The sequence below is a fragment of the Psychrobacter sp. DAB_AL32B genome (assembly GCF_002224105.1).
Taxonomy (GTDB): Bacteria; Pseudomonadota; Gammaproteobacteria; order Pseudomonadales; family Moraxellaceae; genus Psychrobacter.
Genome location: NZ_NEXU01000107.1, coordinates 1 through 24,307 on the forward strand (window position 1 = coordinate 1; position 24,307 = coordinate 24,307).

17 protein-coding genes and 2 tRNA genes are annotated in these 24,307 nt (G+C 43.1%); 6 read left to right on the top strand and 13 right to left on the bottom strand.

The features are described from left to right. Positions 1 to 496 (bottom strand): dienelactone hydrolase family protein (locus CAN34_RS11885; protein WP_174668369.1); only part of this gene is annotated, 496 nt, incomplete at its 3' end. A 565-nt stretch (positions 497 to 1,061) separates the two neighbouring features. Between CAN34_RS11885 and CAN34_RS11890 the strand changes: the two genes are divergently transcribed. Together CAN34_RS11890 and CAN34_RS11895 are read left to right on the top strand one after the other, a co-directional pair. Beyond that, the gene (locus tag CAN34_RS11890) at positions 1,062 to 3,149 is read left to right on the top strand and encodes a catalase (RefSeq protein ID WP_089555824.1); all 2,088 of its coding nucleotides are present in this window, start codon (positions 1,062 to 1,064) and stop codon (positions 3,147 to 3,149) included. Between the two features lie 349 nt (positions 3,150 to 3,498). Further along, entirely contained in the window at positions 3,499 to 4,281 is a 783-nt protein-coding gene (locus CAN34_RS11895; RefSeq protein WP_089555825.1) for an MBL fold metallo-hydrolase, read from the top strand. 175 nt (positions 4,282 to 4,456) lie between these two features. On the opposite strand, the gene CAN34_RS11900 is transcribed toward CAN34_RS11895, so the two are convergent. The 7 genes from CAN34_RS11900 to leuS all read right to left on the bottom strand — a co-directional run bounded on the left by CAN34_RS11900 (position 4,457) and on the right by leuS (position 13,585). Then, positions 4,457 to 4,532 (bottom strand) — tRNA-Lys (locus tag CAN34_RS11900). Between the two features lie 157 nt (positions 4,533 to 4,689). Next, positions 4,690 to 4,765 (bottom strand) — tRNA-Lys (locus CAN34_RS11905). 392 nt (positions 4,766 to 5,157) lie between these two features. Next, positions 5,158 to 7,155 carry a MacB family efflux pump subunit gene (locus CAN34_RS11910; protein ID WP_089555826.1) on the bottom strand — a complete coding sequence of 666 codons (1,998 nt, stop codon included), beginning with the start codon at positions 7,153 to 7,155 and terminating at the stop codon, positions 5,158 to 5,160. Positions 7,156 to 7,265: 110 nt separating this feature from the next. After that, complete coding sequence (locus tag CAN34_RS11915) at positions 7,266 to 8,630, bottom strand: efflux RND transporter periplasmic adaptor subunit (protein WP_089555827.1); 1,365 nt, start codon at positions 8,628 to 8,630, stop codon at positions 7,266 to 7,268. A gap of 245 nt (positions 8,631 to 8,875) precedes the next feature. Next, entirely contained in the window at positions 8,876 to 9,946 is a 1,071-nt protein-coding gene (holA, locus tag CAN34_RS11920; protein WP_089555828.1) for a DNA polymerase III subunit delta, read from the bottom strand. 73 nt (positions 9,947 to 10,019) lie between these two features. Next, on the bottom strand, positions 10,020 to 10,679 hold the full coding sequence (locus tag CAN34_RS11925) for a hypothetical protein (protein ID WP_089555836.1): 660 nt from the start codon (positions 10,677 to 10,679) through the stop codon (positions 10,020 to 10,022). Between the two features lie 113 nt (positions 10,680 to 10,792). After that, positions 10,793 to 13,585 (bottom strand): leucine--tRNA ligase, encoded by a 2,793-nt coding sequence (gene leuS, locus CAN34_RS11930; RefSeq protein WP_089555829.1) that lies wholly within the window; start codon positions 13,583 to 13,585, stop codon positions 10,793 to 10,795. A gap of 159 nt (positions 13,586 to 13,744) precedes the next feature. Between leuS and CAN34_RS11935 the strand changes: the two genes are divergently transcribed. Beyond that, the gene (locus CAN34_RS11935; RefSeq protein WP_089555830.1) at positions 13,745 to 14,101 is read left to right on the top strand and encodes an arsenate reductase; all 357 of its coding nucleotides are present in this window, start codon (positions 13,745 to 13,747) and stop codon (positions 14,099 to 14,101) included. A gap of 104 nt (positions 14,102 to 14,205) precedes the next feature. Continuing rightward, positions 14,206 to 14,565, top strand: a complete 360-nt coding sequence (locus CAN34_RS11940) for a hypothetical protein (protein WP_089555831.1) — start codon at positions 14,206 to 14,208, stop codon at positions 14,563 to 14,565. A gap of 100 nt (positions 14,566 to 14,665) precedes the next feature. Here CAN34_RS11940 and argB read toward each other — a convergent pair whose 3' ends face one another. The 5 genes from argB to CAN34_RS11965 form a co-directional block, all read right to left on the bottom strand. Next, positions 14,666 to 15,577 carry an acetylglutamate kinase gene (gene argB, locus CAN34_RS11945; protein ID WP_089555832.1) on the bottom strand — a complete coding sequence of 304 codons (912 nt, stop codon included), beginning with the start codon at positions 15,575 to 15,577 and terminating at the stop codon, positions 14,666 to 14,668. A 244-nt stretch (positions 15,578 to 15,821) separates the two neighbouring features. Continuing rightward, positions 15,822 to 17,678 (bottom strand): phosphomannomutase, encoded by a 1,857-nt coding sequence (locus tag CAN34_RS11950; protein WP_089555833.1) that lies wholly within the window; start codon positions 17,676 to 17,678, stop codon positions 15,822 to 15,824. Between the two features lie 103 nt (positions 17,679 to 17,781). Then, positions 17,782 to 18,246: a dUTP diphosphatase gene (dut, locus tag CAN34_RS11955; RefSeq protein WP_079691063.1), complete on the bottom strand. Its 465-nt coding sequence runs from the start codon at positions 18,244 to 18,246 to the stop codon at positions 17,782 to 17,784. 91 nt (positions 18,247 to 18,337) lie between these two features. Then, complete coding sequence (mgtE, locus tag CAN34_RS11960; protein WP_089555834.1) at positions 18,338 to 19,741, bottom strand: magnesium transporter; 1,404 nt, start codon at positions 19,739 to 19,741, stop codon at positions 18,338 to 18,340. Positions 19,742 to 19,839: 98 nt separating this feature from the next. Continuing rightward, a complete protein-coding gene (locus tag CAN34_RS11965; RefSeq protein ID WP_089555835.1) occupies positions 19,840 to 21,873 on the bottom strand; it encodes a UvrD-helicase domain-containing protein in 2,034 nt (677 codons plus the stop codon). A gap of 897 nt (positions 21,874 to 22,770) precedes the next feature. On the opposite strand from CAN34_RS11965, the gene ndhC reads away from it, so the two are divergent. Beyond that, positions 22,771 to 23,397: an NADH-quinone oxidoreductase subunit A gene (ndhC, locus tag CAN34_RS11970; RefSeq protein WP_079691066.1), complete on the top strand. Its 627-nt coding sequence runs from the start codon at positions 22,771 to 22,773 to the stop codon at positions 23,395 to 23,397. A 188-nt stretch (positions 23,398 to 23,585) separates the two neighbouring features. Further along, positions 23,586 to 24,254, top strand: a complete 669-nt coding sequence (locus CAN34_RS11975) for an NADH-quinone oxidoreductase subunit B family protein (protein WP_079691067.1) — start codon at positions 23,586 to 23,588, stop codon at positions 24,252 to 24,254. The last annotated feature ends 53 nt before the right edge of the window (positions 24,255 to 24,307 follow it).

Here is a 24,307-nt window from a genome sequence, read left to right on the forward strand (position 1 = left end):
GGAATCCGGAGCGCGCTAGCTCTAAAGCAACCGTACCGCCAAAACAATAGCCCATCGTCACGCCTGTGCGTGCATCATTGCCTTGCGCTTGACCGGCGTTCAATGCGCCTTGTAGCAAGCGGCGCATTTTGCTGCGATCGTCATATAATGCTGCAGTTAAGCGTTTATTGTCTTCAATAGTCGTCGGGCGGATGCCTTGCCCAAACATATCAGCCGCCAACACGTTATACCCTTCACTTGCCAACATATCAGCACGCTTACGCTCATAATCGGTTAGCCCATCCCAATCATGAATCAGTAAGATAAATGGTGCATTCGCCTTGTCGGCTTTGGCGTAATAGCCCTCATAGGGTTGATTATCTACCATATAAGTGACATTTTTAGTCGTAATAGCCGCTGCCGTTTGGCTGAACATTAATGCCATCAAACCTAATGAAGTTCCAAGCAATAAAGAGTGATACAAATTTTTAGGAGCGTAAATAGAAGTAGGTAGCATAGCGAGCCTCATGATTTAAAGTAAGGAACATAAACACTCAGCTAAAAACATTGCCCATGCTATTTCTCAGTAATGTATAAAGCCTCATAAAATCATACCTTAAAGAATAACTACATTACAACCGTCTATTGTTAATATAGTCGATTCAATTTAAAAAGAATACAGTGCTGCTGGGATAAATTTTTCGAAGCCTCTGGAGTGCGAAGCGCACAGCAAGCGAGAAAAATTTATCCCAGCATAATGCTATTTTTAACGTACCTCTTTTATATTGAACTGACTATAGTTTCATGGCTTAAGACTGCTTTATACCTTATCTCGTAAACTTAACGCTTAACCAAATATCAACACGCTTAACCATATATGTGACATACCTGCTTGGGTTTTTGAGTAATATAATTGATGAGCTTGTTATAGTTTTCTCATTTTCTAATCATTAGCCGTGCTGAAACACAGAAAATTAAACGACATTTGAAGTCATTATCATCTCTAAGGATATAAAAACTGTTTCAGCGCTTATTTAATGGTCTATCTATAGCCCATTTTCACTCATTCGCTAGGATATTTTATGAATAAGAATATTGATCATACTGACCCTGCCAAAGATATGAACACCACACGTGGCAATGGTGGTGAAACCCATCAACGTGCCGGTGACGACAGCAAAGTGCTGACTACTCAGCAGGGTGTAGCCATTTCTGACAATCAAAACTCACTCAAAGCAGGTCCGCGCGGACCGACGCTACTTGAAGATTTTGTGTTACGTGAAAAAATCCATCACTTTGACCATGAGCGTATTCCAGAGCGTATCGTTCATGCACGTGGTAGCGCCGCGCACGGTTATTTTGAGCTAACAGAATCTTTAGAAGACTATACGATAGCCAAGATTCTGACTGAAACTGGTAAACAAACTCCGCTATTTACGCGTTTTTCTACCGTCGCTGGTAGTCAAGGCTCAAAAGATACGCCACGTGATGTCCGTGGTTTTTCCGTTAAAGTCTATACCGAAGAGGGCAATTGGGATTTGGTGGGTAATGATATGCCCATTTTCTTTATCCAAGATGCAATGAAGTTTCCCGATCTTGTCCATGCTGTCAAACCTGAGCCTGATCGCGGTTTTCCGCAAGCCGCTTCTGCCCATGATACCTTTTGGGATTTCGTTTCATTAAGCCCTGAAACTATGCATAACGTCATCTGGCTGATGAGTGATCGTGGGATACCGCGTAGCTTACGTATGATTGAAGGTTTTGGTATTCATAGTTATCGTCTGATTAATAAAGAAGGTAAGAGTACCTTTATGCGTTTCCACTGGAAACCAGTGCTCGGTGTGCAGTCGACGACATGGGATGAAGCGGTAAAAATCTCTGGTGCTGATCCTGATTATCATCGTCGTGATTTGTTCGAATCAATTAACAACGGTGATTTCCCTGAATGGGAATTTGGCGTGCAGTTATTTACTGAACAAGAAGCAAGCAAATTTCCGTTTGACCATTTAGACGCCACTAAGATGATTCCAGAAGAAATGGTGCCGGTTAAAATCGTCGGTAAAATGGTACTTAACCGTTATCCTGATAACTTCTTTGCTGAAACGGAACAAGTTGCTTTTTGTCCATCGCATGTACCGCCCGGTATCGATTTTAGTAACGATCCCTTATTACAAGGTCGCTTGTTTAGCTACTTAGATACGCAGCTATCTCGCTTAGGTTCACCAAACTTTGCGCAAATTCCAATCAACGCACCGAAATGTCCGTTTGCTAACAATCAGCAAGATGGTCATATGCAGATGCAAGTGCCAAAAACTCGTGCATTGTATGAACCACAAAGTTTGGATCTAACGAGACCACGTGAGAGCGCCAAAAGAGGCTTTGAATCGTTCCATGAGCAATTAGACGATGGGGTCAAAGGTCGCGTACGCGCTGAAAGCTTCGCTGACCATTATAGTCAACCGCGTATGTTCTATCGTAGCCAAACAACGATTGAGCAAGCACACATCGCTTCAGCCTATGCGTTTGAGCTTGGTAAAGTAGATACTGCACATGTACGTACTCGTACACTTAGTCATCTGCGCAATATTGATGAAGACTTGGCCAGTCGTGTTGCTAAAGCGCTTGGTATGGAATTGCCTGAGGCTGCTGATGCGGCCGCACCTGTCCAAGATATGGAAGTTTCTCCTGCCGTAAGAACGATTGGTCTGTCACCTAAGAGCTTAAAGGGTCGCATGATTGGGATTTTAGTGGCGGAAGGCTCAAAGCATAGTGAAATAGAAAAATATGAGAATGCGGCGCAAGCGGAAGGCGCAAGCGTGAAGATTGTCGCACCAGGCCGTGAGGTCACACTTGATGACGGCACTCGTATTCAATCTGCTGAGCGCGTCGCTGGTGCACCATCAGTGATGTTCGATGCCGTTGTGAGTATCATTATGCCAGACCAAGCTAAAAAGCTGGCTAAAGACAGCTCAACGCTAGATTGGTTCACTGACGCTTATGTGCATTGCAAAGCGATTGCCTATTGCGGTGCAACCGATGAGTTTATCTTAAGTAAGTTACCGATTGAAAAAGATGAGTTCGTCACGCCATTATCTGATTTGGATGCTTTTATTGATAACGCTAAAACGCGTCTATGGGAACGTGAGCCAAAGGTTCGTGACTTAGCCTAATTTATTTTTAGCTTAGCTGTTTTAATAAAGTTAGGTTTACGCATTACTTAGCCTATGAAAACGGTAAAGCTTAAATGAATGGTTAAACAAAGAACTCAGTATACGTACTGGGTTCTTTTTTTTATAAGCATAAGTTTTGATAAGAGTGGATTTTTGATAAGAATAGGTCTGTAGGCTTATCATAAAGGCGATAGGGATCGAATGAACTATAGTCACAAGCGTTCACTCAAAGTCATTTTTTTTAAAGTAACGCGCGTTACAATGAAGCGTTATCTTTAATCATCATTGATTGAATGATAACGCATAAAAAAGCACCACAATAATGATTAAAGTAGGTCAAGGAAGATAAATGAGTTTATGTAATATCGTACGGTTAGATGGGTATATTCAAAGTAGCTATCTTGCAGTATATCCAGATAAAATCCTGCTACTTGATGGCTGTTGTCGCCCAGATGTAGCGATGGTGCTGGACTATATTAAACACACTCTGAAGCGACCAATAAGCGACTTAAAAGTAGTCATGGTAACCCATATGCATCCCGACCATGCAGGCGGTGCGCATAAACTTAGAGAAGAAACCGGCTGCTTAATTGTTTCTGCGGATAAGGACAAGCAATGGTATAGCGGAGTAGGTGGTCACGTCATGCATCTGGTGGATATCGGTCTTGCTCATTATGTAGCGAGGCGGCAAGGTCGTTCACCTAAATATCTCTGGTACTCAGCGCACTTGCAGCCTGACCTGACGGTCGTCGATGGTGACAGCATTCCTAAGTTTGATGATTGGCAGGTATTTGAGACACCAGGGCATACAGATCGTGATTTGTCGCTGTTTCATACGCCAAGCCGTCAAGTTTATACCGCTGATTTAATTATTAAACTGCGCCATAAATTTGTGGCACCATTTCCTATTTATGATCCTAAAGTTTATATTCAGTCGCTACAAAAGATAAAAGATTTGCAGCCAAGCAATGTCTTGATGGCACACGGTTGCGAGTTGGATATTGATGCGGTGACTTTTGATATGCTAATTGCTCAAGCACCTAAACATCGCCGGACGATTAAAGATACCATTAAGCATAAATTGCTTTGGCGTCAAGATAAAAGCTTTCCTCTTAGTAAACGCAAACGCTAGACTATTCATAGTATGAATTTCTCTCGCTTCTGCGCACTTTGTAAGACAGAGGCGGCGAACAATTAATACCAATAGCGCTGTAACCTTTTAAAAGCCGATCAGCTATATATAAATAATTTAGAGAAAAACGAATAAAAAAAAGCCCAATCATTAAATGACTGGGCTTTTCCGAATATGGTGGGCCGACCGCGACTCGAACGCGGGACCAATTGATTAAAAGTCAACTGCTCTACCAACTGAGCTATCGGCCCTGAAGAGTGTATAAAAAGCACTGCTTTTTTAACTCTGCAAGAGAATTTACAATTTCGTAAATTCTGTGAAATTTTCTAAAAGAAAACTTCTTAAACTTTTAACTTATGACGCCAATACCTGATAGGGTAAAGTGCATGATAAGAATAATACTAAAGATGGTGGGCCGACCGCGACTCGAACGCGGGACCAATTGATTAAAAGTCAACTGCTCTACCAACTGAGCTATCGGCCCTGAAGAGCATATAAAAAAGCATGGCTTCTTTAAACTCTGCAAGAGAAAATCCTTTAAATTGAATTTTCTGTAAGCTTGATTTCTTTATCTATCGAAGTATCAATATCAAAAGAGGCAACAAACTTGTTTTCCCGTTTAGATTATTTGTATCTCTAAACGTGAGAGCACATTATATATATAATTAAGACAATTACAACCCCGAATTATCAAAAAAGTGAAAATCTTACGTAATAAGTGGTAATTTTTTAAATTTAGCTATTATTTAGGTTTTGAGCTACTTGGTTTTGAGCTATTTATTGTCGTGATTAATTTTTGATTTTGAAATTGGTGTTTTGAATCTAGTTCTCAGAACCTTATGCTCATAATCTGGTACTCATGTGCTCATAATATTTCTAATCTCTAGATAGGGCTTCTACAGGGTCAAGCTTGGCCGCATTACGGGCCGGTAAAAAGCCGAACACAACACCGATAAGCGTCGAGCAGACAAAAGCGGCAATAATAGAGGTTGGTGAGTAGATGACTTTAAAGCTATCTCCGCCCACACTGTTAATCAGCTCACCGATGGCAAATGCCATCCCAATACCCAGTAAACCCCCTAAAATACAGACTAAAACGGCTTCGATAAGGAACTGTTGCATGATATCGCTTTGACGAGCACCGACTGCCATACGTACGCCAATCTCATTGGTGCGTTCGGTCACTGATACCAGCATGATATTCATAACGCCAATACCGCCTACGACTAAAGAGATAATGGCAATGGATGAAATCAGTAAGGTTAGCGCAGTGGTGGTAGATTCAATGGTCTGACGAATAGAGTCGGAGTTACGTATACGGAAATCATCAGTACCATGGCGGCTTTGCATGAGTTCCGAGATGGCAGATTCAGCGGCAGAAGATGAAATATTGTTATCAATTAGCGCCACAAAGCTTTCGATATAGGCGCTGCCTATAAGACGTGACATCATGGTGGTATAAGGCATATATAAGGTGGGAGAGTCCTGCCCACTACTAAAGCCACTGTTATTGGGTTCTAATACCGCGATGATGCGCCCCGGCACGCTGCCTATGAGCAAGACTTCACCGATGGGATTGGCGTTGTCAGGAAAAAAGGTCTGCTTGGCATTGTCATCAATGATAATGTCTTGGCTACGGCGTAGGACGCTTTGCTCATCGAAGCCTTGTCCTTGGCTTAGTGTCTCGCCGGTCACGTCGAGATAGTCTTTACCCACACCTCTAACGCTTGCCGCTTCTTGTATATTACGGTAGCGCACATTGGTGTTGGTATTGATTTGCGGGCTGACGCTAATGACATAGGGCTGATCAGCGACGGCTTGTGCGTCTTGCGGGGTTAGATTGTCATCGTTATATTGACGTCTAGGGTCGCCATAGGGGTAGCCGTCAGTGACAGTGATGGTGTTAGTACCCAATGAGCTAATATTAGACAGAATCTGCGCTTGTGAGCCTTTGCCAAGGCCGACCACTGAGACCACTGAGGCGATACCAATGATAATACCTAACATGGTCAATAACGTACGCATCTTATGCGCGCGCATGGCGAGTAGCGACATTTTGAACGCTTCAAATAGGCGGTCAATAAAGCTGCTAAAGGCACTCTTGCGACGTTTGTCTAAAATAGGCGCCGGTTGGGCGGCTATTTGCTGATAATCTTCGTTTTTATAGTCCGCTATAATGTAGCCGTCTTTGATTTCAATCACGCGTTCAGCTTGTTCGGCTAGATGGGGATCATGAGTCACCATGATAATGGTATGACCTTGGGCGTTTAACTCTTTTAAGATTTGTACGACATCTTCACCTGATTTACTATCAAGCGCACCTGTCGGCTCATCCGCTAAGATGATATCGCCGCCATTCATCAATGCCCTTGCAATAGAGACACGCTGTTGCTGGCCACCCGATAGCTGGCTTGGGCGATTATTAACCTTGTCAGCCAACCCTAAGTCTGACAGCAGTTTTTCAGCGCGCTCATTGCGCGCTTGCCCGTCCATCCCTGCGTAAACTGCAGGCACAGACACGTTGTCACGAGCGCTGATATCACCCAGCAGATGATAGCGCTGAAAAATAAAGCCAAAATGCTCACGGCGTAGTTTTGCCAGCTCGTCGGCTTCCAAGCGACTAACCGATTGACCAAATACTTGATAGTCGCCTGCAGTCGCTTGATCTAAGCAACCTAAGATATTCATCAAGGTTGATTTGCCTGAGCCAGATTGCCCGATAATAGCAACCATTTCACCTTGATGAATGGTTAGGTTGATATCATCTAGCACGCGAATAGTTTGCTCGCCTGCTTTGAACTCTTTAATCAGTCCTTTGACTTGCATCAAGGGTATAGCCGTCGCGGTGTTAGAGGTGGAGTCTTGGTTACTCATCTGCCATGCTGCCTATATCAATCAATATCAACGTTCATCGTCCGCTAGTAAACGCTCGAGGTGTTGCGCCTGATCCTCATCACAGCCCTAATTATGATTAGGGTTTAACGCTAAAACGGTCTGCGACCTCTACCACCTTTTGTACCTTTCTCAGGTCCTTCTTCGCTTAATATAACTTCATCGCCTACCTTGAGACCACTCAATATCTCAGCATTGACACGGTTATTGATACCTACTTTTACCGTTTGTTCAACGACTTCGCCATCGGCTTTGAGCACGCGGACATTGGCCATGGTTGTACCCGAATCACTGTCAGGCTTAGTCGCAGTGGTAGACTCTGTTTTAGCGTTTCTAGCTTTTTTAGAGTTAGCGGCAGGTTGTAAGGCAGCAGAAGGGATAAGTAAAGCGTCTTTTGCTTGATTAATAACGATATAAACTTGCGCTGTCATATCAATACGGAAGCGACGTTCGGTATTCGGCACTTCGATATAACCGACGTAGTAGATAGCAGCATCGGTAGAACTGGTATCGCTAATTTTTTCAGGAGCTGGTTCAATGGCTTTAAGAATCGCATCATATTTTTGGTCGGGATTACCGATGATATTGAAATAGACTGGCAGCCCTGCTTTGACGTTAATGACGTCGGCTTCAGAGATTTGCGCATTGATTCGTACGGTTGATAAATCGGCTAATGTCACAATGGTAGGGGCCGTTTGATTGGCGTTCACCGTCGTACCTTGCTCAGTCGTTACCGATACGATTGTCCCTGACATTGGCGCACGAATAGTAGTGTAGCTCAAATCTTCTTGAGCGGTGCTGACGTTGGTTTGAGATTTACGTAATGCTGCCTGTTGGCTATTAATATTCGCCTCGGTGGTTGCAATCGCCGCTTTGGCAGTTTCAAGGGCGGCGCGTGCATTAGCAACGGCTGCTTTAGCTGTTTCAACACGAGTGCCTTGCGTATCGTATTCTTGTTGAGAGATAGCATCAATGGCGACCAATGATTGCAGACGGGTAAAGTCTGATTGTGCTTGTCTTAATTCAGACTGACGGCTATTAAGATCCGCATATGCGCTTTTTAAACCTGCTTGACGACTTAAAGATTCTGCTTGCGCACTTTGCAGCGCGGCTTCACTTTGTTCAAGGCTCGCTTGCTCATTACTTAGACTGTTCTTTTGGGTAACTTGATCAATCTGCGCAATTAAATCACCTTTTTTTACTTCGTCGCCGACTTCAACGAATAGCCGCGTCACCTCGCCAGATACCTGCGCGCCAACATCTACGGTATTTAGTGCTTTGACTTTTCCAGAGGCCATGACGTTATTTTCGATATCACCAATCTCAGCTGTCGCGGTTAGATAGTTGGATGTAGCTTCTTTTGGTTTTAAGGTTTTATAGGCTAAAGCCGCTAAGGCGACGATAACTAGGGCAATAATGCCCCATTTAATAGCAGACTTTTTGCTCATTTTGCGCATGACAACAATCCAATCACAATTAAATCAAGTGTAGCTATAGTAGAGGTTCGATGGACAAAAAGGAATGGTAATTAGTTTGCGAAAGGTTAAGAAGAGATATTGAGGCGGATTTTAAAGAAGAGGTTTGGATTTGTGAATAGGATTAATGAGTAAAAGAAGCAGGTTAAACAATAATATCATTCAAAATATGATTTATGATTGATTGATAAATAAGCAAGTAAGCAAGTAAGGAGCAACAACTTTGCTTATTTAGTAGGGAATAAACGCTTGCCTGATAGCTCTAACGCTGCTTGTAGTAACAACTCCCATGCTGGTTGACGCACGAGACCTTTGATTGCTTGGTCACAGCGATAAAGTAGGGCAGGCCAAGAGACCGTTTGCGCTTTTGATTGACGGCGGCAAGCTTGCTGATATAAGCCTTGTTTGCTACGCCAAATGCCTAATGCTTGCGGATCTTGCCCATCCATCAATTGCATAATTTGCCGCATGTCTTTACTAATTGACCATAAAACTAACGTTGTTGGTTCATCAGTGGCTTTGAGCTGAAAAATAATTTTTGCCACTTGTGCGCTGTTACCTGCAAGCATCGCATCAGATAAATCGAACACGCTAAATTGGGCATCGCTGACCAATGCGGCTTGTAAATCTTTGATATCCAATGCGACGTTTGCTGTATTTGTCACAGCATTGCTGCTTTCTTGATTAGTACTATTTGCCATTAGCTGCGGGGCAAACAAGTAGGATAACCGCCATAAGGTTTGATAGGCGCTTAGCAAATGATGTTCAGTATGTGACATGAGGAGCTGCCAAGCGTCTTGAGACAGCTTTAAGCCAAACTGCTGGGCTTGTATCTGTAATAGCTGCTGGCGCTGTTGTTCATTATATAAATTGCAGTCAATGACATGACCATATTGAGAAAATGGCGCAAACCATTTACTGCTTTGGGCGCGTTTGTCTTGTTTGGGCGTTAACCATAATAGGCTATGACTATGCGCACCGGTTTGTGCGTCCTGAGCAAAGCGTTCTAACTCTGTAATGACCGCTTTATCAGGCTTATGATTGCCCGTCACAATCAATGCGCTGGCATCATCGAATAAAGACTGGCTACCAAGCTCTGATAGTACCTCTTGCCAGCTCTTAACCGACACCAGCTCTATACGTTTAATGGCATAGTTTTGTGCGCGCCAATGCGGTCGCAAGGCGTCAATCAGCCATTGACTCAGTAACGGCTCATCACCATGTGCCAACCACAAGCCCGCTACTGCAACTGAGGGTTGTAGTAGTTTTGGATAGGCTTTTATAAAGGTATCTTGCATAGATATATGAGAACACAGGGTTATGGATGTGGTTTTAAAAAGTGTAATTTTGAAAACACTAATCAGCTAAAAATTAAGGTTTTGGTACGATAATGGCATTAGATGCTGAGCCTTTGCCGATTTGAGCAGAGGTATTGGCGCTGGCAGGTGTCACCTTAGGCAGCGCAATAGCAACATACTGATCGGTAATGCGACGTGCTAAGCTGTCATAGAGCCAGTCACGAATTTGATCACCTTGCTGGTCATCAGTACTCACCGACGCTTCGTTATATTGATAGCTGCGTTCAACTTGAATGGGATTAGTAAGCGTTATAGGCTTGCCATTTTCAATACTTTGATAGCTGACATCGGCTGACAATACCAAGCGGATTTCTGTTAATACACCGACCAATTCATAACGTTTAAAACGTATATTGTTAACGGTAATAGCAGCGATGGTTTCAGCGCCTGCTCGTTGGTTATTATTGGCAACGTCAGCCAAGGTCATGTTAGTAATCACATCGACACCTAGTGCTTCTAGGCGCCTTGTGAGCGGTAATTTAAGCGGGAATGAGGTGCGATTGTCTTCGACAATCACCGCTGTTTTGGCAACATCAAACAGCATTGACTCGCCATAACCACGCAGCTGAAAGCCGCAACCACTGAGTCCTGCCGTCGCACCAAGTACCGCAAACATTGGCAAAGCCGCGAGTAGTGCCGTCGCTAGTTTTTGTCTACTCGACTTATTGGGCATGTGGTTTTGTCCCTTTAATTGTGTTTGATGTGACTGCATAGCTGGGTGTTTATACGACATAGTCGCTATCCTTATTTTAATAATAAGACCTAAAGCATGACGTTCCAATAGGTCTAGCCTGCAACCACAATATTAACCAGTTTATTGGGTACGACGATTTCTTTTTTAATCTCACCAGTAAGAAACTTTGCCACCCCTTCAAGCGCGCGTGCCTGTGCTTTTATCTGTTCAGGGTCACTATTTGGCGCTACATCCATCTTACCGCGCATTTTACCGTTGACCTGAATCACCATGGTAACCATGTCTTGTATCAGAGCGCTTTCATCGACCGTTGGGTAGTTTAGCGTCACGGTATCAAGACCTAATTGCTCAAGTAAGTGCTCACCAATGTGCGGCGCATACACCGATAGCATAATCAATAAATCAATCAGTGCTTCATGCTGTACTTGCAGATCTTGCTCGCTACTGGCTTTAAAGTTACTTAGCTCGTTGGCAAGCTCCATTAGACTGGATACGGGCGTATTCAGTGCCAAACGCTTACCTAAATCACTGTCAATCTTGCCGATGGTCTCATGAGTTTTACGACGTAATGCTTTTGCTTCTTTGCTTAAACCGTCAGTATTCAAGGAGTCATTATTTAGCGTACTATTATTCAGCGTATCAAGGCTTAAGTTAGCCGCAGCTAACGCTTGGATATGCTCAGTCGCAACACGCCAAACTTTTTTAACAAAATTATAAGGGCCTTTTAACGCGTCATCCGACCATTCAAGGGTTTGGTCAGCAGGCGCCGTAAACAAAGTATATAGACGAACCGTATCAGCACCATATTTATCAATGGTTATTTGTGGATCAACACCGTTATTTTTTGACTTAGACATTTTTTCGATTTTACCAATCGTTACTGGCTGTCCGTCTGATTTTAAAATGGCTTTAATCGGTTGACCGCGCTCGTCATAATCAATATCGACATCTTCGGTAAAGTAATAAGTGGTGCTGCCATCGCTATTGACGCGGTAGAATGTACCGGCAAGTACCATACCTTGAGTCATTAAATTCTTAAAAGGTTCATCGCCTGATACTAAGTTTTCATCACGCATGAGCTTATGGAAGAAGCGCGCATAAAGTAGATGCATGACCGCATGCTCAACACCGCCGATATATTGATCGACAGGCAGCCATTTATTTGCAGCAGATTTATTGACCATATTGGTCGTATCATGCGGACTGGCAAAGCGCGCATAGTACCAGCTTGACTCTACAAAGGTATCAAAGGTATCGGTTTCGCGCTCAGCAGGATTGCCGCATTTAGGACAAGTAGTGTTCACAAACTCTGGGATGTTTTTAAGCGGATTACCACGACCGTCAGGAACGACGTCAGTCGGTAGAATAACAGGTAAATCTTGCTCATCAACCGGTACAGTGCCGCAGTGCTCACAGTTGACCATTGGGATCGGGCAGCCCCAATAGCGCTGGCGTGAGACGCCCCAATCACGTAGACGATATTGGATTTTTTTCTTAGCAAGCTGTTGTGGCTCAAGCTTAACTAGCATCGCTGCAAATGCTTGCTCAAAATCTAGCCCATCAAATTCGCCTGAATTGACCAAAGTATTGCGCTCGGTATAAGCGTGGTTGCTATCAGTACCCTTAGAAGCGGCGTCAGCATCTACCTCATCAAAATAGCCAGCAGGAATATCAATCACTTGCTTAATAGGTAAGTTGTACTTAGTGGCAAACTCATAATCGCGCTCATCATGAGCAGGAACCGCCATGACTGCGCCAGAGCCGTAGCTCATCAATACATAGTTGGCAACCCAAACTGGCACTTCTTCGCCAGTCAATGGATGAGTAACGGTAAGACCGGTATCCATACCAATTTTTTCAGCTTTAGCCAAATCTGCTTCAGCGACCGAACCTTTTTTGCACAGCGCGCAGAATTGAGCAATCGCTTCATCCTGTTCAGAAGCATATTGCGCTAAAGGATGCTCGGCAGCAACCGCCACATAAGTGACGCCCATTAAAGTATCAGGACGAGTGGTAAACACATCTAAAGTATTGCTTTCGCCTGCAAGCTCATAAGGGAAATGCACTTCCATACCAGCACTACGACCAATCCAGTTGCGCTGCATGGTGATGACTTCAGATGGCCAGTGACCTTCTAGTTGATCTAAATCATCCAATAGCTCATCGGCATAATCGGTGATGTTAAAGTAATACATTGGAATATCACGTTTTTCGACGGCAGCACCACTACGCCAGCCTTTACCGTCGATAACTTGCTCATTGGCTAAAACGGTATTATCGACTGGATCCCAGTTGACGGTCGCAAGCTTTTTATAAACCAAGCCTTTTTTATACAACTGCAAAAATAACCATTGTTCCCACTGATAATACTCAGGGCTACAAGTGGCAAATTCACGTGACCAGTCGATAGACAAACCAAGCAATTTTAGCTGCGCGCGCATGCTATCAATATTTTCAAACGTCCATTTGGCAGGCGGTGTTTGATTGGCAATAGCCGCATTTTCTGCTGGCAAGCCAAAACCATCCCAGCCCATTGGCTGCATGACTTCATAGCCTTTGAGGCGATAATAACGGCTCAGTACATCAGAGATAGTATAGTTACGAACGTGGCCCATATGTAGCTTGCCGCTTGGGTACGGGAACATCGACAGCATATAACGACTAGGCTTATCGCTTGGCTCATTGCTGACTTCAAAACGCTTGTCTGTTGCCCATTTGGCTTGCTGCTGCGCTTCGATAAGTTGTGGCTGATATTGGGCATTATCGATAGAAGTATTATTAGTAGGGTTAGTATTAGCAGTTTCTACTGTCACGGCGTTGCTCATAGTTGGCTCGGAATCGGTTATTACAGATAAATGGGGTGAAGTTTTATAATGCCATAGCATAGCGTAATTTGGCGAAAATTGCGACGATATGATGCCGCCTTTACTCGATAGCTTTGCTGCTTTAAAAGTAATTCAAACCATCATTTAATTTTGCTTCTCGCCAGTCTTAAGGGTTATTTAGGTATAATAAAGAATAATGATAATTGACTTGGAATTCATATGACCATTACTATTTACGGTATTAAATCTTGTAGCACCATGAAAAAAGCCTTTACTAAGCTTGACGAACTGGGCGTCAGCTATGATTTTCATGATTATAAAAAGCAAGGTATTGATAAAGAAAGTGTTCAGCGCTGGGTTGATCGTTTAGGTATTGATAAAGTGCTGAACAAACGCGGGACAACGTGGCGTAAGCTAGAAGATGATCAAAAACAAGCAGCTGATGCCAGCGTGGATAAAGCGATTGATTTGTTGGTAGAAAATACCAGCATGATTAAGCGTCCAATAGTTGAAGGTCAGTCAGTGCTGCTATGCGGTTATGATGAAGCTGAGTTTGAGGCGGTTTTTAATAAATAAAAGGCTTTCACTAACAGACTATCACTTTTATTTCTTATAACTTATGCTACTGTTATTAGGATTAAGTTTGCTGATTCATAATGTTCAAGGACGAGGATAAGACTATGAAAAAGTTATTGTTAATGGCAACACTTGCTGTAGCACCTTTGATGGTTACAAGCGTACAAGCGGCTGATACGTCAACAAAAATAACCTTTGCTAAAGACAGCTACTGCGGTAGTTTTACCGGCAATATTAAAAATGGTAAAGTATTTCGTTTATGGCTCATGCCCGATCAGAATTTAGTCATTCGTAACGTCGGCGACGATCAAATTAATGTCGCTTATGTATCAGGACCTAGTGGGCGCTTAAGCGGTGATCGTTATGAGAATGAAACGTCTTATATTACCCAGCGCAAAGGTAATCATCATATGAAAGTTTATGGTAACAGTAGCCATAGCTCTGTTGAGTTCTGCGCTTATTAAATAGTTTTATGTTAAGTAGGTTTGAAAAACTAAAAAAGTCCGAGCTTGGATGTTAAATGCCAAGTTCGGGCTTTTTTATGCTAATGATAACTATAAGCTACTAGCTCATTGACGAATCTAAGTCGCGACTGATTAATGTACCAACACCTTCGTTGGTGAAAATCTCTAACAGCGTCGCATGAGGAACGCGACCATCAACGATAACCGCGCTTTTTACGCCGCTACGAACCGCATCAAGTGCACATTGAATCTTTGGAATCATGCCGCCTGAGATCGTACCATCTGCAATTAGGCCATCCACACTCTTAGGCGTCAAACCAGTCACTACTTGACCATCACGGCCTAAGACCCCTTTGATATTGGTCAATAGCATCAATTTTTCAGCTTGTAAAAATTCCGCTACTTTACCAGCGACCAAATCCGCATTGATATTATAAGTATTGCCTTCGCTATCGACGCCAAGTGGGGCAATAACAGGAATAAAGTTGGAGGCAATGAGCATATTAATGACATCTTTATTGACGCTGACCACATCACCGACAAAGCCTAAATCTACCGGTACAGCAATACCATCTTCACCAATTTTTTCCATCATCAACTTTTTAGCTAGGATTAAATTGGCATCTTTACCAGTCAAACCAATGGCGCTGCCACCATGCTTATTGATTAAGCTGACAATCGATTTATTGACGCTACCGCCCAACACCATTTCAACGATATCCATCGTGCTTTTATCAGTGACGCGCATGCCGTCGATACGATCTGACTGACGTCCAAGCTCCTTTAATAAATTATCCACTTGTGGACCACCGCCGTGTACGACGACAGGATGCATGCCAACCGTTTTTAGCAAGACGATATCGCGAGCAAAAGAGCTTTCAAGCGCAGGATCGGTCATCGCATTGCCGCCGTATTTGACCACGATGATTTTATCGACAAAGCGTTGAATGTAGGGTAGGGCTGTGGTCAAGACTTCAGCGGTAATTTTGGCTTCATCTAAATTTAAGGTCATTATGAACTCCTAAAATACGGTGTTAAGCGGTCGGTTGTTTCAATAAAAAATGTATGGATAAAAAGGCTATATTCGATACCAAATAAAATAGATACGTTGTTTTATAACGCACGACTGGGATAAGTTTTTCTTGCTTACTGTGCCTACGCCGACAGAGGCTGTAAAAAATCATCCCAGTCACGCTGTATCTTTTTTATATTAAACTGACTATACGCTTGTGATAAAAAGTAGTTTTGGCAACTAGCTATTCAGGAGGAATAGCCATAATTTGCGCTGCTAAATCTTCATCAAATGGATGACATAAAGCGGCGAATTTTGCCTGAATATCTTTTAGATCCTCTATGCTGTCGCCAGCAAAGCGAGCGGTTAAATTGTGACTGGTATTTGATTGACGTAGCACCCCAAAACCGTGTGCAAAATCTAAACGTACGCCATCGATACAACTCAGTTTGGTTCCGACAGGCAATAAATATTGTGCTTGTTGCAAGGTTATATAGGGTTTTTTAGCAGAGCATGTACACTCTGAGACAGCACAGTCGATGATTGGTTGGTGCTCAGTATGAGTAGAAGTAAGCGATGTTGCTTTTATAAGTTGTTGTAAGTACAGACATAGCCGGATGAGCCGCTCTACGATTGAGCAGTCTGTCAAAGCTGTCTCTGGAAGCGGTAAATAATGGTCAGCAGTACTCACTATTACCGGTAAGCCATGAATGATAATAGCTAAGTTTGGAGAAATTTTATCGCTATTGGCTGTATGTCCCAGCCAATGTAATAGCCGTAATGCTGCGTACATGGCGTCATCATAAAGGATGAAATAGCCATCATTAAAAATAAAATGACCTGATAACTCACCAGCGAATATAATTTGATTATTAGATTGTTGTAAACGTCTACGTATCAGGCTGCTACCCGTTTTGCTCATCACGGCTGTTGCGCCAAGTTCAGTAATGAGCTTGGGCAAATGATGGCAGCATTTAATATCAAAGAGAATTTGAGACGGTAATTGCGAATCAGTTAAAAATTCAGGGCGTTCAGTCAGCGCTACTTGTGCTAATAAGTAGAGTAAATGGTCAGGCGTGACAACCTTGCCGTTATTATCGACAATCATCAGCCTATCGCCATCGCCATCAAAAGCGATCCCTATATCTGCTTGATGCGTAACAACGCTTTGTTGCAGCTGTTTGAGCCGATGTGGTTCAGTAGGATCAGGATTGCCCGTTGGGAAATGTCCGTCTGGTATATCGTTGAGCATGATGACATGTTGGCAAAAACGCTCAAATAAGTGCTGGGCGATATTGCTGGTTGCACCATGCATACAGTCTATAACAACTACCAAATCAAGTTTGGAAAAGGTCTGTCGGCTATCTGTAGTATGAGTAATAGACGCTTGGTTATTATATGGATAAAGCTGCTTAAACACTTGCACAATAGCATCTATATAAGTCGTTGCGACTTGTTCAGCTGATAAGTGCATCTGATGATTATTGATAAGGGCATCACTTGCACTTAACGGCTTGTTTTGAGCTTTGTTATCTTTTTGAAGGCAGCTTTTTTGGATGTTACTTTTTTGAATGTTACTTTGTTGAGGAGCGCTGTGGTTTAAATGGCTACCATTCAGTTTCTGGTAAAGTAGCTGCTGATAAAGTCCTTGTATCTCTGTGCTGCTAGGAGACTGATGGTTTACTAACCACTTAATACCTAAAATGTCTTTAGCGGAGTGGCTGGCCGTCACAACAATGCCGTGACCCTGATGTTGCTCTGCCCAAAAAACCATCATAGGGGTGGTGATTAAACCCAGCTGGATAACTTGTATGCCGCACTGAGTCAATATAGTGGCAAGCTTTTGAGCAATAGTGTCACTACCGCAGCGCACATCATAACCAATCACGACGATGATTTGTTCACTATCCGTGTTTTGAATCATGTTTGGCATGAGAGCGTTGTTTTTTAAATTGCACTGTATTGGATGGCGGTGTGAGGCATGATAAAGATGAGCAAAAGCGTGCCCTAGTGCTTGAATAAAGTCAGTGGTGAAATGCTGGTGCGAACCACGAATATCATAAGCACGAAATAAGGATTGCTGCGTAGCAAAAGACGGCATCGCTTACTCTCCTTATTATCGTGATTAATGGTGTTGTAGTTGATGAAAAACGCATAGCTGGCTATGAGTGTTTAGACAATTTACAGTGATTTAACGGTTACTATTATTGACGACCTGAGTGCCCAAAACCACCGGCACCGCGTGCGCTAGTATCACTAAATTCTGTCACCACTTCAAACTCAGGGCGGGCAACTGGTACAACGACATATTGTGCCATACGCTCAGCTGGATTAAGGACAAAGTCTTCATTGCTGCGATTCCAAATACTAACCATCAGCTCACCTTGATAATCGGCATCAATCAGTCCAACCAAGTTACCCAAGACGATACCGTGTTTATGGCCGAGACCTGAGCGCGGCAAAATCATTCCGGCAAAATTAGGGTCTTGGATATAAACGGCAAGACCGGTGCCAATTAAATGCGTTGCACCTGCTTTAATGGTCAAAGGCTCATCAATACAAGCACGTAGATCAATACCAGCACTGCCATCGGTGGCACGTGTTGGTAGCGAGAACGCTTTATCTTCGGTGATTTTAGGGTTTAATACTTTAACTTGCACAGCTTGCATAACGCACTCACTTAACGATTTAATGGTTTTATAAATTTAATGTTTTAATCTAAGAGATAAAATTGATGATTTTTTGAAGCTATGTATTCGATTATAGTATTAGCAAACTTGCTAAGCCCAAAAACGACATAAAGCCGACAATATCTGTCACGGTAGTCAGGATCACTGAGGCAGATAACGCAGGATCAATATTCATGCGTTTTAGCATCAGCGGAATACTAATCCCCGAGACATTGGCGGCGGTCATATTAATCGCAATAGCCAGACCGATGACGGTACTAATTTTAATGTCATGAAACCACAATTGAGCAATAAACGCCATAATTATCGCCCATATAATACCGTTTATCGCCCCAACCCACAGCTCTTTATTTAATAACCATAGACGGTTAGAGCCACCAATTTGACCCATAGCCATACCGCGAATGACCACAGTCAATGTTTGCGAGCCTGCAATACCTCCCATACTGGCGACCACTGGCATCAGTATCGCTAGTGCTACTACTTTTGCCAATACCGCCTCAAACTGTCCAATCACCGCAGCGGCCAATAGAGCCGTACATAAGTTAATGCCCAGCCAAATACTACGGCTTTTGGCACTGGTCAAGATAGGCGCAAACAGCTCTTCGTCTTGGCTGACACCAGCAAGATTTTTCATAGTGCTATCGACATCATCTTGGATAATTTCCATGATATCCTCACCATTTAACTGACCGACCAGCTCGCCATGGCTATTAATAACGGGTGCAAAACGAATGTCTTCTGAGCGGAAAATAGCAGCGGCATCTTGAATATCTAGACGATCATTAATGGTGATGGCAGTATGAATCAAATCTGCAACTAGCGTGTTTTGGTTATGCTTAATCAAATCAGCCAGACTTAATAAGCCAAGCAGTTGCTGGCTTTTATCAACGACCAGTAGTTCCTGGCTTTCATCATCGAGCAGCTCAATATCTTCTCGTAGCCAGTTTTGCACCTCAGCCAACGTCATATCTTCTCGAACCTGAATAAGCTCAGGATCCATATAGCTACCGACTTCCCAATCGGCATAAGTATCGAGCTTATTAACCTGAACACGTATGTTCTCATCCAAGGTCGCCATGACCGACGTACGTACGCTCTCAGTTACCGTATCTAAAATCTCTGAGACGTCTTGGGCATCAAGATCTTGGGTGAAAAGCGATATCTCTTTTGAGGAGATGTTCTCTAGCAGTGGCTGGCGTGTATCAAACTCTAGCTCAGCGAGGACCTCGCCTTTGATGTTTTCAGGGACTTGGGCCCAAATCAATAGGCGGTTTTGAGTAGGAAATGATTCTAGTAAGTTGGCAATCTCATACTCTGACTGCTTGGTTAAAAACTCAGTAATGGCCACATACGCTTTATCAGCAACCAGCTCTTGCAAATACAGCAGCTTATATTCGGCGCTATATTCAGCCGGATTATAGTCTCCCTGTCGTGTCGATGGTCGTTCTTGATTCGGCGTTGGGGTGGGCATAAAGGTTCCAAGTTTTTTAAAATATCTATAAGGGTAGCAGCTGAAATATGGGTTACCGTTCAGTTTATGGATTATTCAGTTAAGGGTTTATCTAAGTGTTAGCGATTACCCAATAACGCTCGAATATTGGCTAAATATTCATCGGCAACGGCTTCTGGGTCTTTGGTGGCTTTTTTCTTCTTAGCCTTGGCTGGCCAGTCGATATGCTCTTCTGGTAGCTCATCTAAAAATCTTGATTCAGAAGTGACGCGCATCTGACCACCTGCACGGCGCTGAGTGGCTAGCGTCAAGGTCAGCTCACGACGGGCGCGAGTAATGCCTACATACATTAAGCGCCGTTCTTCTTCGACCGTCTCGCTTAAGATGGAGTTGCGATGCGGTAGCATTTCTTCTTCTAAGCCCATAATGTAAACGAAATCAAATTCCAAGCCTTTTGCGGCATGCAAGGTCATCAGATTGACTTTATTGGTATTTTCTTCTTCTTGCTGCTGCTCAAGCATATCCAGCAACACCAGCTTACGAATAATAGTATCGATCGTCCGATCTTCGTCTTCTTCAGCGCGATTAATCAGTGATTGAATACTGGTATAAAGCATATCGATATTATCGATACGGTTTTTTTCTTGTTGCGGTGTCTTAGAGTCACTGCGCACAAAGTCGATATAACCGGTCTCATCAATCATCTGACGTACGATTGGCACAGGGTCAGGGTGTTGGTCAAGCTCACGTGTATAATGCTCAATAAAATCACCAAACTCTTTTAAAGTGCTATAAGCTTTCGATGGCAAGACATGACTAAGACCGGCATGAGTACACGATGCCAATAATGAGATGCTATGCTCTTGCGAAAATAAACCAAGTTTTTCAAGCGTAGCTGGTCCCATACCACGTTTAGGCGTATTAATAATGCGCAAAAAAGCACTGTCATCTTCAGGATTCAATATCATCCGTAGATAGCCCATGATATCTTTGATTTCACTACGGGCAAAAAAGGACTGACCACCGGATAGTTTGTAAGGAACTTGTAATTGACGCAGCTGCGCCTCTAGCATGCGCGCCTGAAAGTTACTGCGATACAGGACAGCATACTGATCCCACTCATTACCAAAGCGCAGTTTGTGAGTGACGATTTCTTTGGCGACGCGCTCGGACTCATCATCGTCATTGCGACAATTGATAATGCGAATTTTTTCGCCTTGACCTTTATCTGACCACAGTTTCTTTTCAAATAAATGCTCGTTATTGGTAATAACCGCGTTGGCAGAGGTCAAAATACGACTGGTCGAGCGGTAGTTTTGCTCAAGCATAACTATTTTTAATTTTGGGAAATCCTCTTTGAGCAGTGCCATGTTTTCAGGCTTTGCACCGCGCCATGCATAGATAGACTGGTCATCATCACCAACCACGGTAAAGCGTCCTTGTGGGCCGACCAAATATTTAATCATCTCATACTGGGCGGTATTGGTATCTTGATATTCATCGACAAGCAGGTAACGAATGCGGTTTTGCCACTTATCACGCAGTTCTCTATTTTCACGCAATATTTTAGTCGGCAATACAATCAAGTCATCAAAATCGACCGCATTATAAGCACGTAAGTTACGCTCATATAGCGCATAAAGCGTCGCAAAAATCATATCTTCCGGATCGTCTAAGGTTTCCATCGCCTTATCAGGCTCAATCAGATCATTTTTCCAATCAGAAATCATTTTTATTGCTTTACCGACCAGCTCACGACTTTCAGCGCCACTTAAGTTATCGCGCATCATCAGCTCCATCAGCAGACGTTTACTATCGTCGCTGTCCATGATGGAGAAGTTGCCCTTGAGCGGCGTATGAATCAGCTCATAACGTAAAAACTGTAGCCCAAATTGGTGAAAGGTTGACACCGTCAGCCCGCGCGTCTTTTCACTAGGCAGTAATTTACTGACCCGAGCTTTCATTTCACGCGCCGCTTTATTGGTAAAAGTCACCGCCGTGATACGTTCAGCTGGCATGTTACATTCTTCAATAAGATAAGCAATTTTACGCGTAATCACTGACGTCTTACCGGAACCGGCACCTGCTAGCACGAGCAATGGACCTGATACGTAGAGCATCGCTTCTTGTTGTTTGGGATTAAGTTGACTCATAAGGTGACCTGTAAGACAAAAGCAAAAAAGAAAGCAAAAATAGGCTAGCGCCGATATAAAAAGCTGCTAAGTTAAATAAATACCGTATTAAGCAAATTGATAGCGCAACATGGCAATATGGCGTCATATAGAAATTGAAACATGGCGTCGATAGGATTATTCAAATAATCAGCTAATTGAGCTCATGGTAATTAATATTTTGTGACAATTAATCATGAAAGCCGTCGTTAAAACAGCTGTCGATACAGCCACTGATATAACCATGGAATTCGGTGGGTTATTATAAAGCAAAACCCCTATCTTTGGGTGAGGAGTTAGTGGATGAGTGCTCAGTAAAAAAGCGTTTAGATTGCGAGACTTACACTATATATACCAGGGCCTTTTTAGAAATATAGATATGGGCTTAATATAAGGTAACGTCTGTATCATAGTTTATGGTACAAAAAACATATTTTTTTTGCAGATAAAGTGACCGTTCAATACAGTTAAAAACTAGCTTTTAATTGCCGATATGCGTATAGTACGTAAATAATTTATGCCAGTTGTCACGTCATTGTTGACCACGTGTAATGAGCTATTAAATCAATTAAGTAAACTATCAAATATGATATTGATTTAATAAGTTGATCTTACGTTGTTACAAGATACGTTGGGCGACCAGCCTTTTATCCGCGTATATAGCGGACGCTCTACAGTTGGTCACGTCTGACATCGTCGTCAATAAGCTTGATAATTGGTTATTACCAGCACAGACCCTAAAATAGTTACTTAAATACAGTGACTCAATGACAGTCACTTTGTGTTTTCGTCTGTGTTATGCCTGTCGCTAGACGGCCTTAAGTGGGTCAGTACTTGCGCTGCGCTTAACACTCGATTGGGTGAGGAGCACGTATTATCATGTCTGCTTTTAATTGGTCAGCAATTGCTTTTATTTTAGCCGCCATTGCGCTAGTTATTTTTATGCTGGTCGTTCCGCGCCTGCTCGGCGGTCGCTCTCACGGCTCACAAAAAGAAGAAGTATTTGAAGCGGGTGTTGTCGGAGCTGGCAACGCCCGTATTCGTTTGTCTGCCAAATTCTATTTGGTGGCAATCTTCTTTGTTATTTTTGACCTTGAAGCGCTGTATTTATATGCTTATGCCGTTTCAGTACGTGAGGCAGGTTGGCTTGGTTTTGCAGCAGCAGCGATATTTATCACGATCTTAATCATTGGCTTGGTATACGAGCTGAGCTTAGGTGCGATGAACTGGGCACCATCTGATAAACGTCTCAAAAAACCGCGTTTATATGCCGCCCCTGCAGGTTTCAATTTGGCAGACATCACCCAGTTTGATGGTGTTGATGAGCTAATGATCGACCCTACGGGCAAGATACCTGCACAGTCTTCAGGACAGATTAACGTCTCAAACAATATTGAGACCAATCGCCGCCATTTAAAAAATCTTGATCATAATATTAATACCACGGGTAATGTTACTTCTGTGGACTTTGCGACGTCTGCGCAACCAGATAAGGTTAAACGTTAATTAGCTCTAATGGTTTTGCCAGTTTTGCTTAAACTTTGTATAGCCTGTTAGAAGCGGAAAGCAGAGTACGGTGACACAAACAGGTTTATAATAAATTTATATTAATGACCACTTATTAATAATAAAAGTTATGGCGATAGTGTTGACAAGATAATGGTCACCTTCGCTTAAAATAAAGGTTGTATGTTATGAAATACACATTAACAAAAGCCAACCCTGATGCAGATGTTTATCCTGCTCAGACACGCCAAACCGTCAATGATCCGATGGAAGATGAAGTCAATAAAAACGTCTTTATGGGTCGTCTAGAAGATCTTGTCCACTCGACAGCAAACTGGGGGCGTAAGCATTCATTATGGCCATTTAACTTTGGTACATCTTGCTGTTATGTCGAATATGCCACCACACTAACAGCGGTTCATGATTTGTCACGCTTTGGTGCCGAAGTTATTCGTGCATCGCCCCGTCAGGCGGACGTGATGATCGTCGCTGGTACTTGCTTTGTCAAAATGGCACCGGTTATTCAGCGTCTTTATGAGCAAATGCTTGAGCCAAAATGGGTCATCTCTATGGGCGCTTGTGCCAACTCGGGTGGCATGTACGATATTTATTCAGTCGTACAAGGCGTGGATAAAATTATTCCAGTCGATGTCTATATACCAGGCTGTCCGCCGCGTCCAGAAGCGTTGATTCAAGGCCTAATGTTATTGCAAGAATCCATTACTAAAGAACGTCGCCCATTAGGTATTCATGTCAATGATCAGGGTATCTATCAGCCGCAAATGACGCCTGAGCGTGACCGTAAGCAAGCGGATCGTATCGCTGTGAAAAACTTACGTAGCCCAGATAGTATTTAGCCAAGCCGTTTATTTTAGTATTTGCTTTGGCAACTCTCGGTAACTCGGCTCAA

Excerpts from the sequence above, each read along its gene's own strand:
- argB (WP_089555832.1), bottom strand. The coding sequence starts at position 15,577 with ATGACCTTAAATTTAGATGAAGCCAAAATTACCGCTGAAGTCTTGACC.
- dut (WP_079691063.1), bottom strand. The coding sequence starts at position 18,246 with ATGCAAGCTGTGCAAGTTAAAGTATTAAACCCTAAAATCACCGAAGAT.
- holA (WP_089555828.1), bottom strand. The coding sequence starts at position 9,946 with ATGCAAGATACCTTTATAAAAGCCTATCCAAAACTACTACAACCCTCA.
- CAN34_RS11895 (WP_089555825.1), top strand. The coding sequence starts at position 3,499 with ATGAGTTTATGTAATATCGTACGGTTAGATGGGTATATTCAAAGTAGC.
- leuS (WP_089555829.1), bottom strand. The coding sequence starts at position 13,585 with ATGCTATGGCATTATAAAACTTCACCCCATTTATCTGTAATAACCGAT.
- CAN34_RS11890 (WP_089555824.1), top strand. The coding sequence starts at position 1,062 with ATGAATAAGAATATTGATCATACTGACCCTGCCAAAGATATGAACACC.
- CAN34_RS11950 (WP_089555833.1), bottom strand. The coding sequence starts at position 17,678 with ATGCCGTCTTTTGCTACGCAGCAATCCTTATTTCGTGCTTATGATATT.
- ndhC (WP_079691066.1), top strand. The coding sequence starts at position 22,771 with ATGTCTGCTTTTAATTGGTCAGCAATTGCTTTTATTTTAGCCGCCATT.
- CAN34_RS11975 (WP_079691067.1), top strand. The coding sequence starts at position 23,586 with ATGAAATACACATTAACAAAAGCCAACCCTGATGCAGATGTTTATCCT.
- CAN34_RS11915 (WP_089555827.1), bottom strand. The coding sequence starts at position 8,630 with ATGCGCAAAATGAGCAAAAAGTCTGCTATTAAATGGGGCATTATTGCC.
- CAN34_RS11910 (WP_089555826.1), bottom strand. The coding sequence starts at position 7,155 with ATGAGTAACCAAGACTCCACCTCTAACACCGCGACGGCTATACCCTTG.
- CAN34_RS11965 (WP_089555835.1), bottom strand. The coding sequence starts at position 21,873 with ATGAGTCAACTTAATCCCAAACAACAAGAAGCGATGCTCTACGTATCA.
- mgtE (WP_089555834.1), bottom strand. The coding sequence starts at position 19,741 with ATGCCCACCCCAACGCCGAATCAAGAACGACCATCGACACGACAGGGA.
- CAN34_RS11935 (WP_089555830.1), top strand. The coding sequence starts at position 13,745 with ATGACCATTACTATTTACGGTATTAAATCTTGTAGCACCATGAAAAAA.
- CAN34_RS11940 (WP_089555831.1), top strand. The coding sequence starts at position 14,206 with ATGAAAAAGTTATTGTTAATGGCAACACTTGCTGTAGCACCTTTGATG.
- CAN34_RS11925 (WP_089555836.1), bottom strand. The coding sequence starts at position 10,679 with ATGCCCAATAAGTCGAGTAGACAAAAACTAGCGACGGCACTACTCGCG.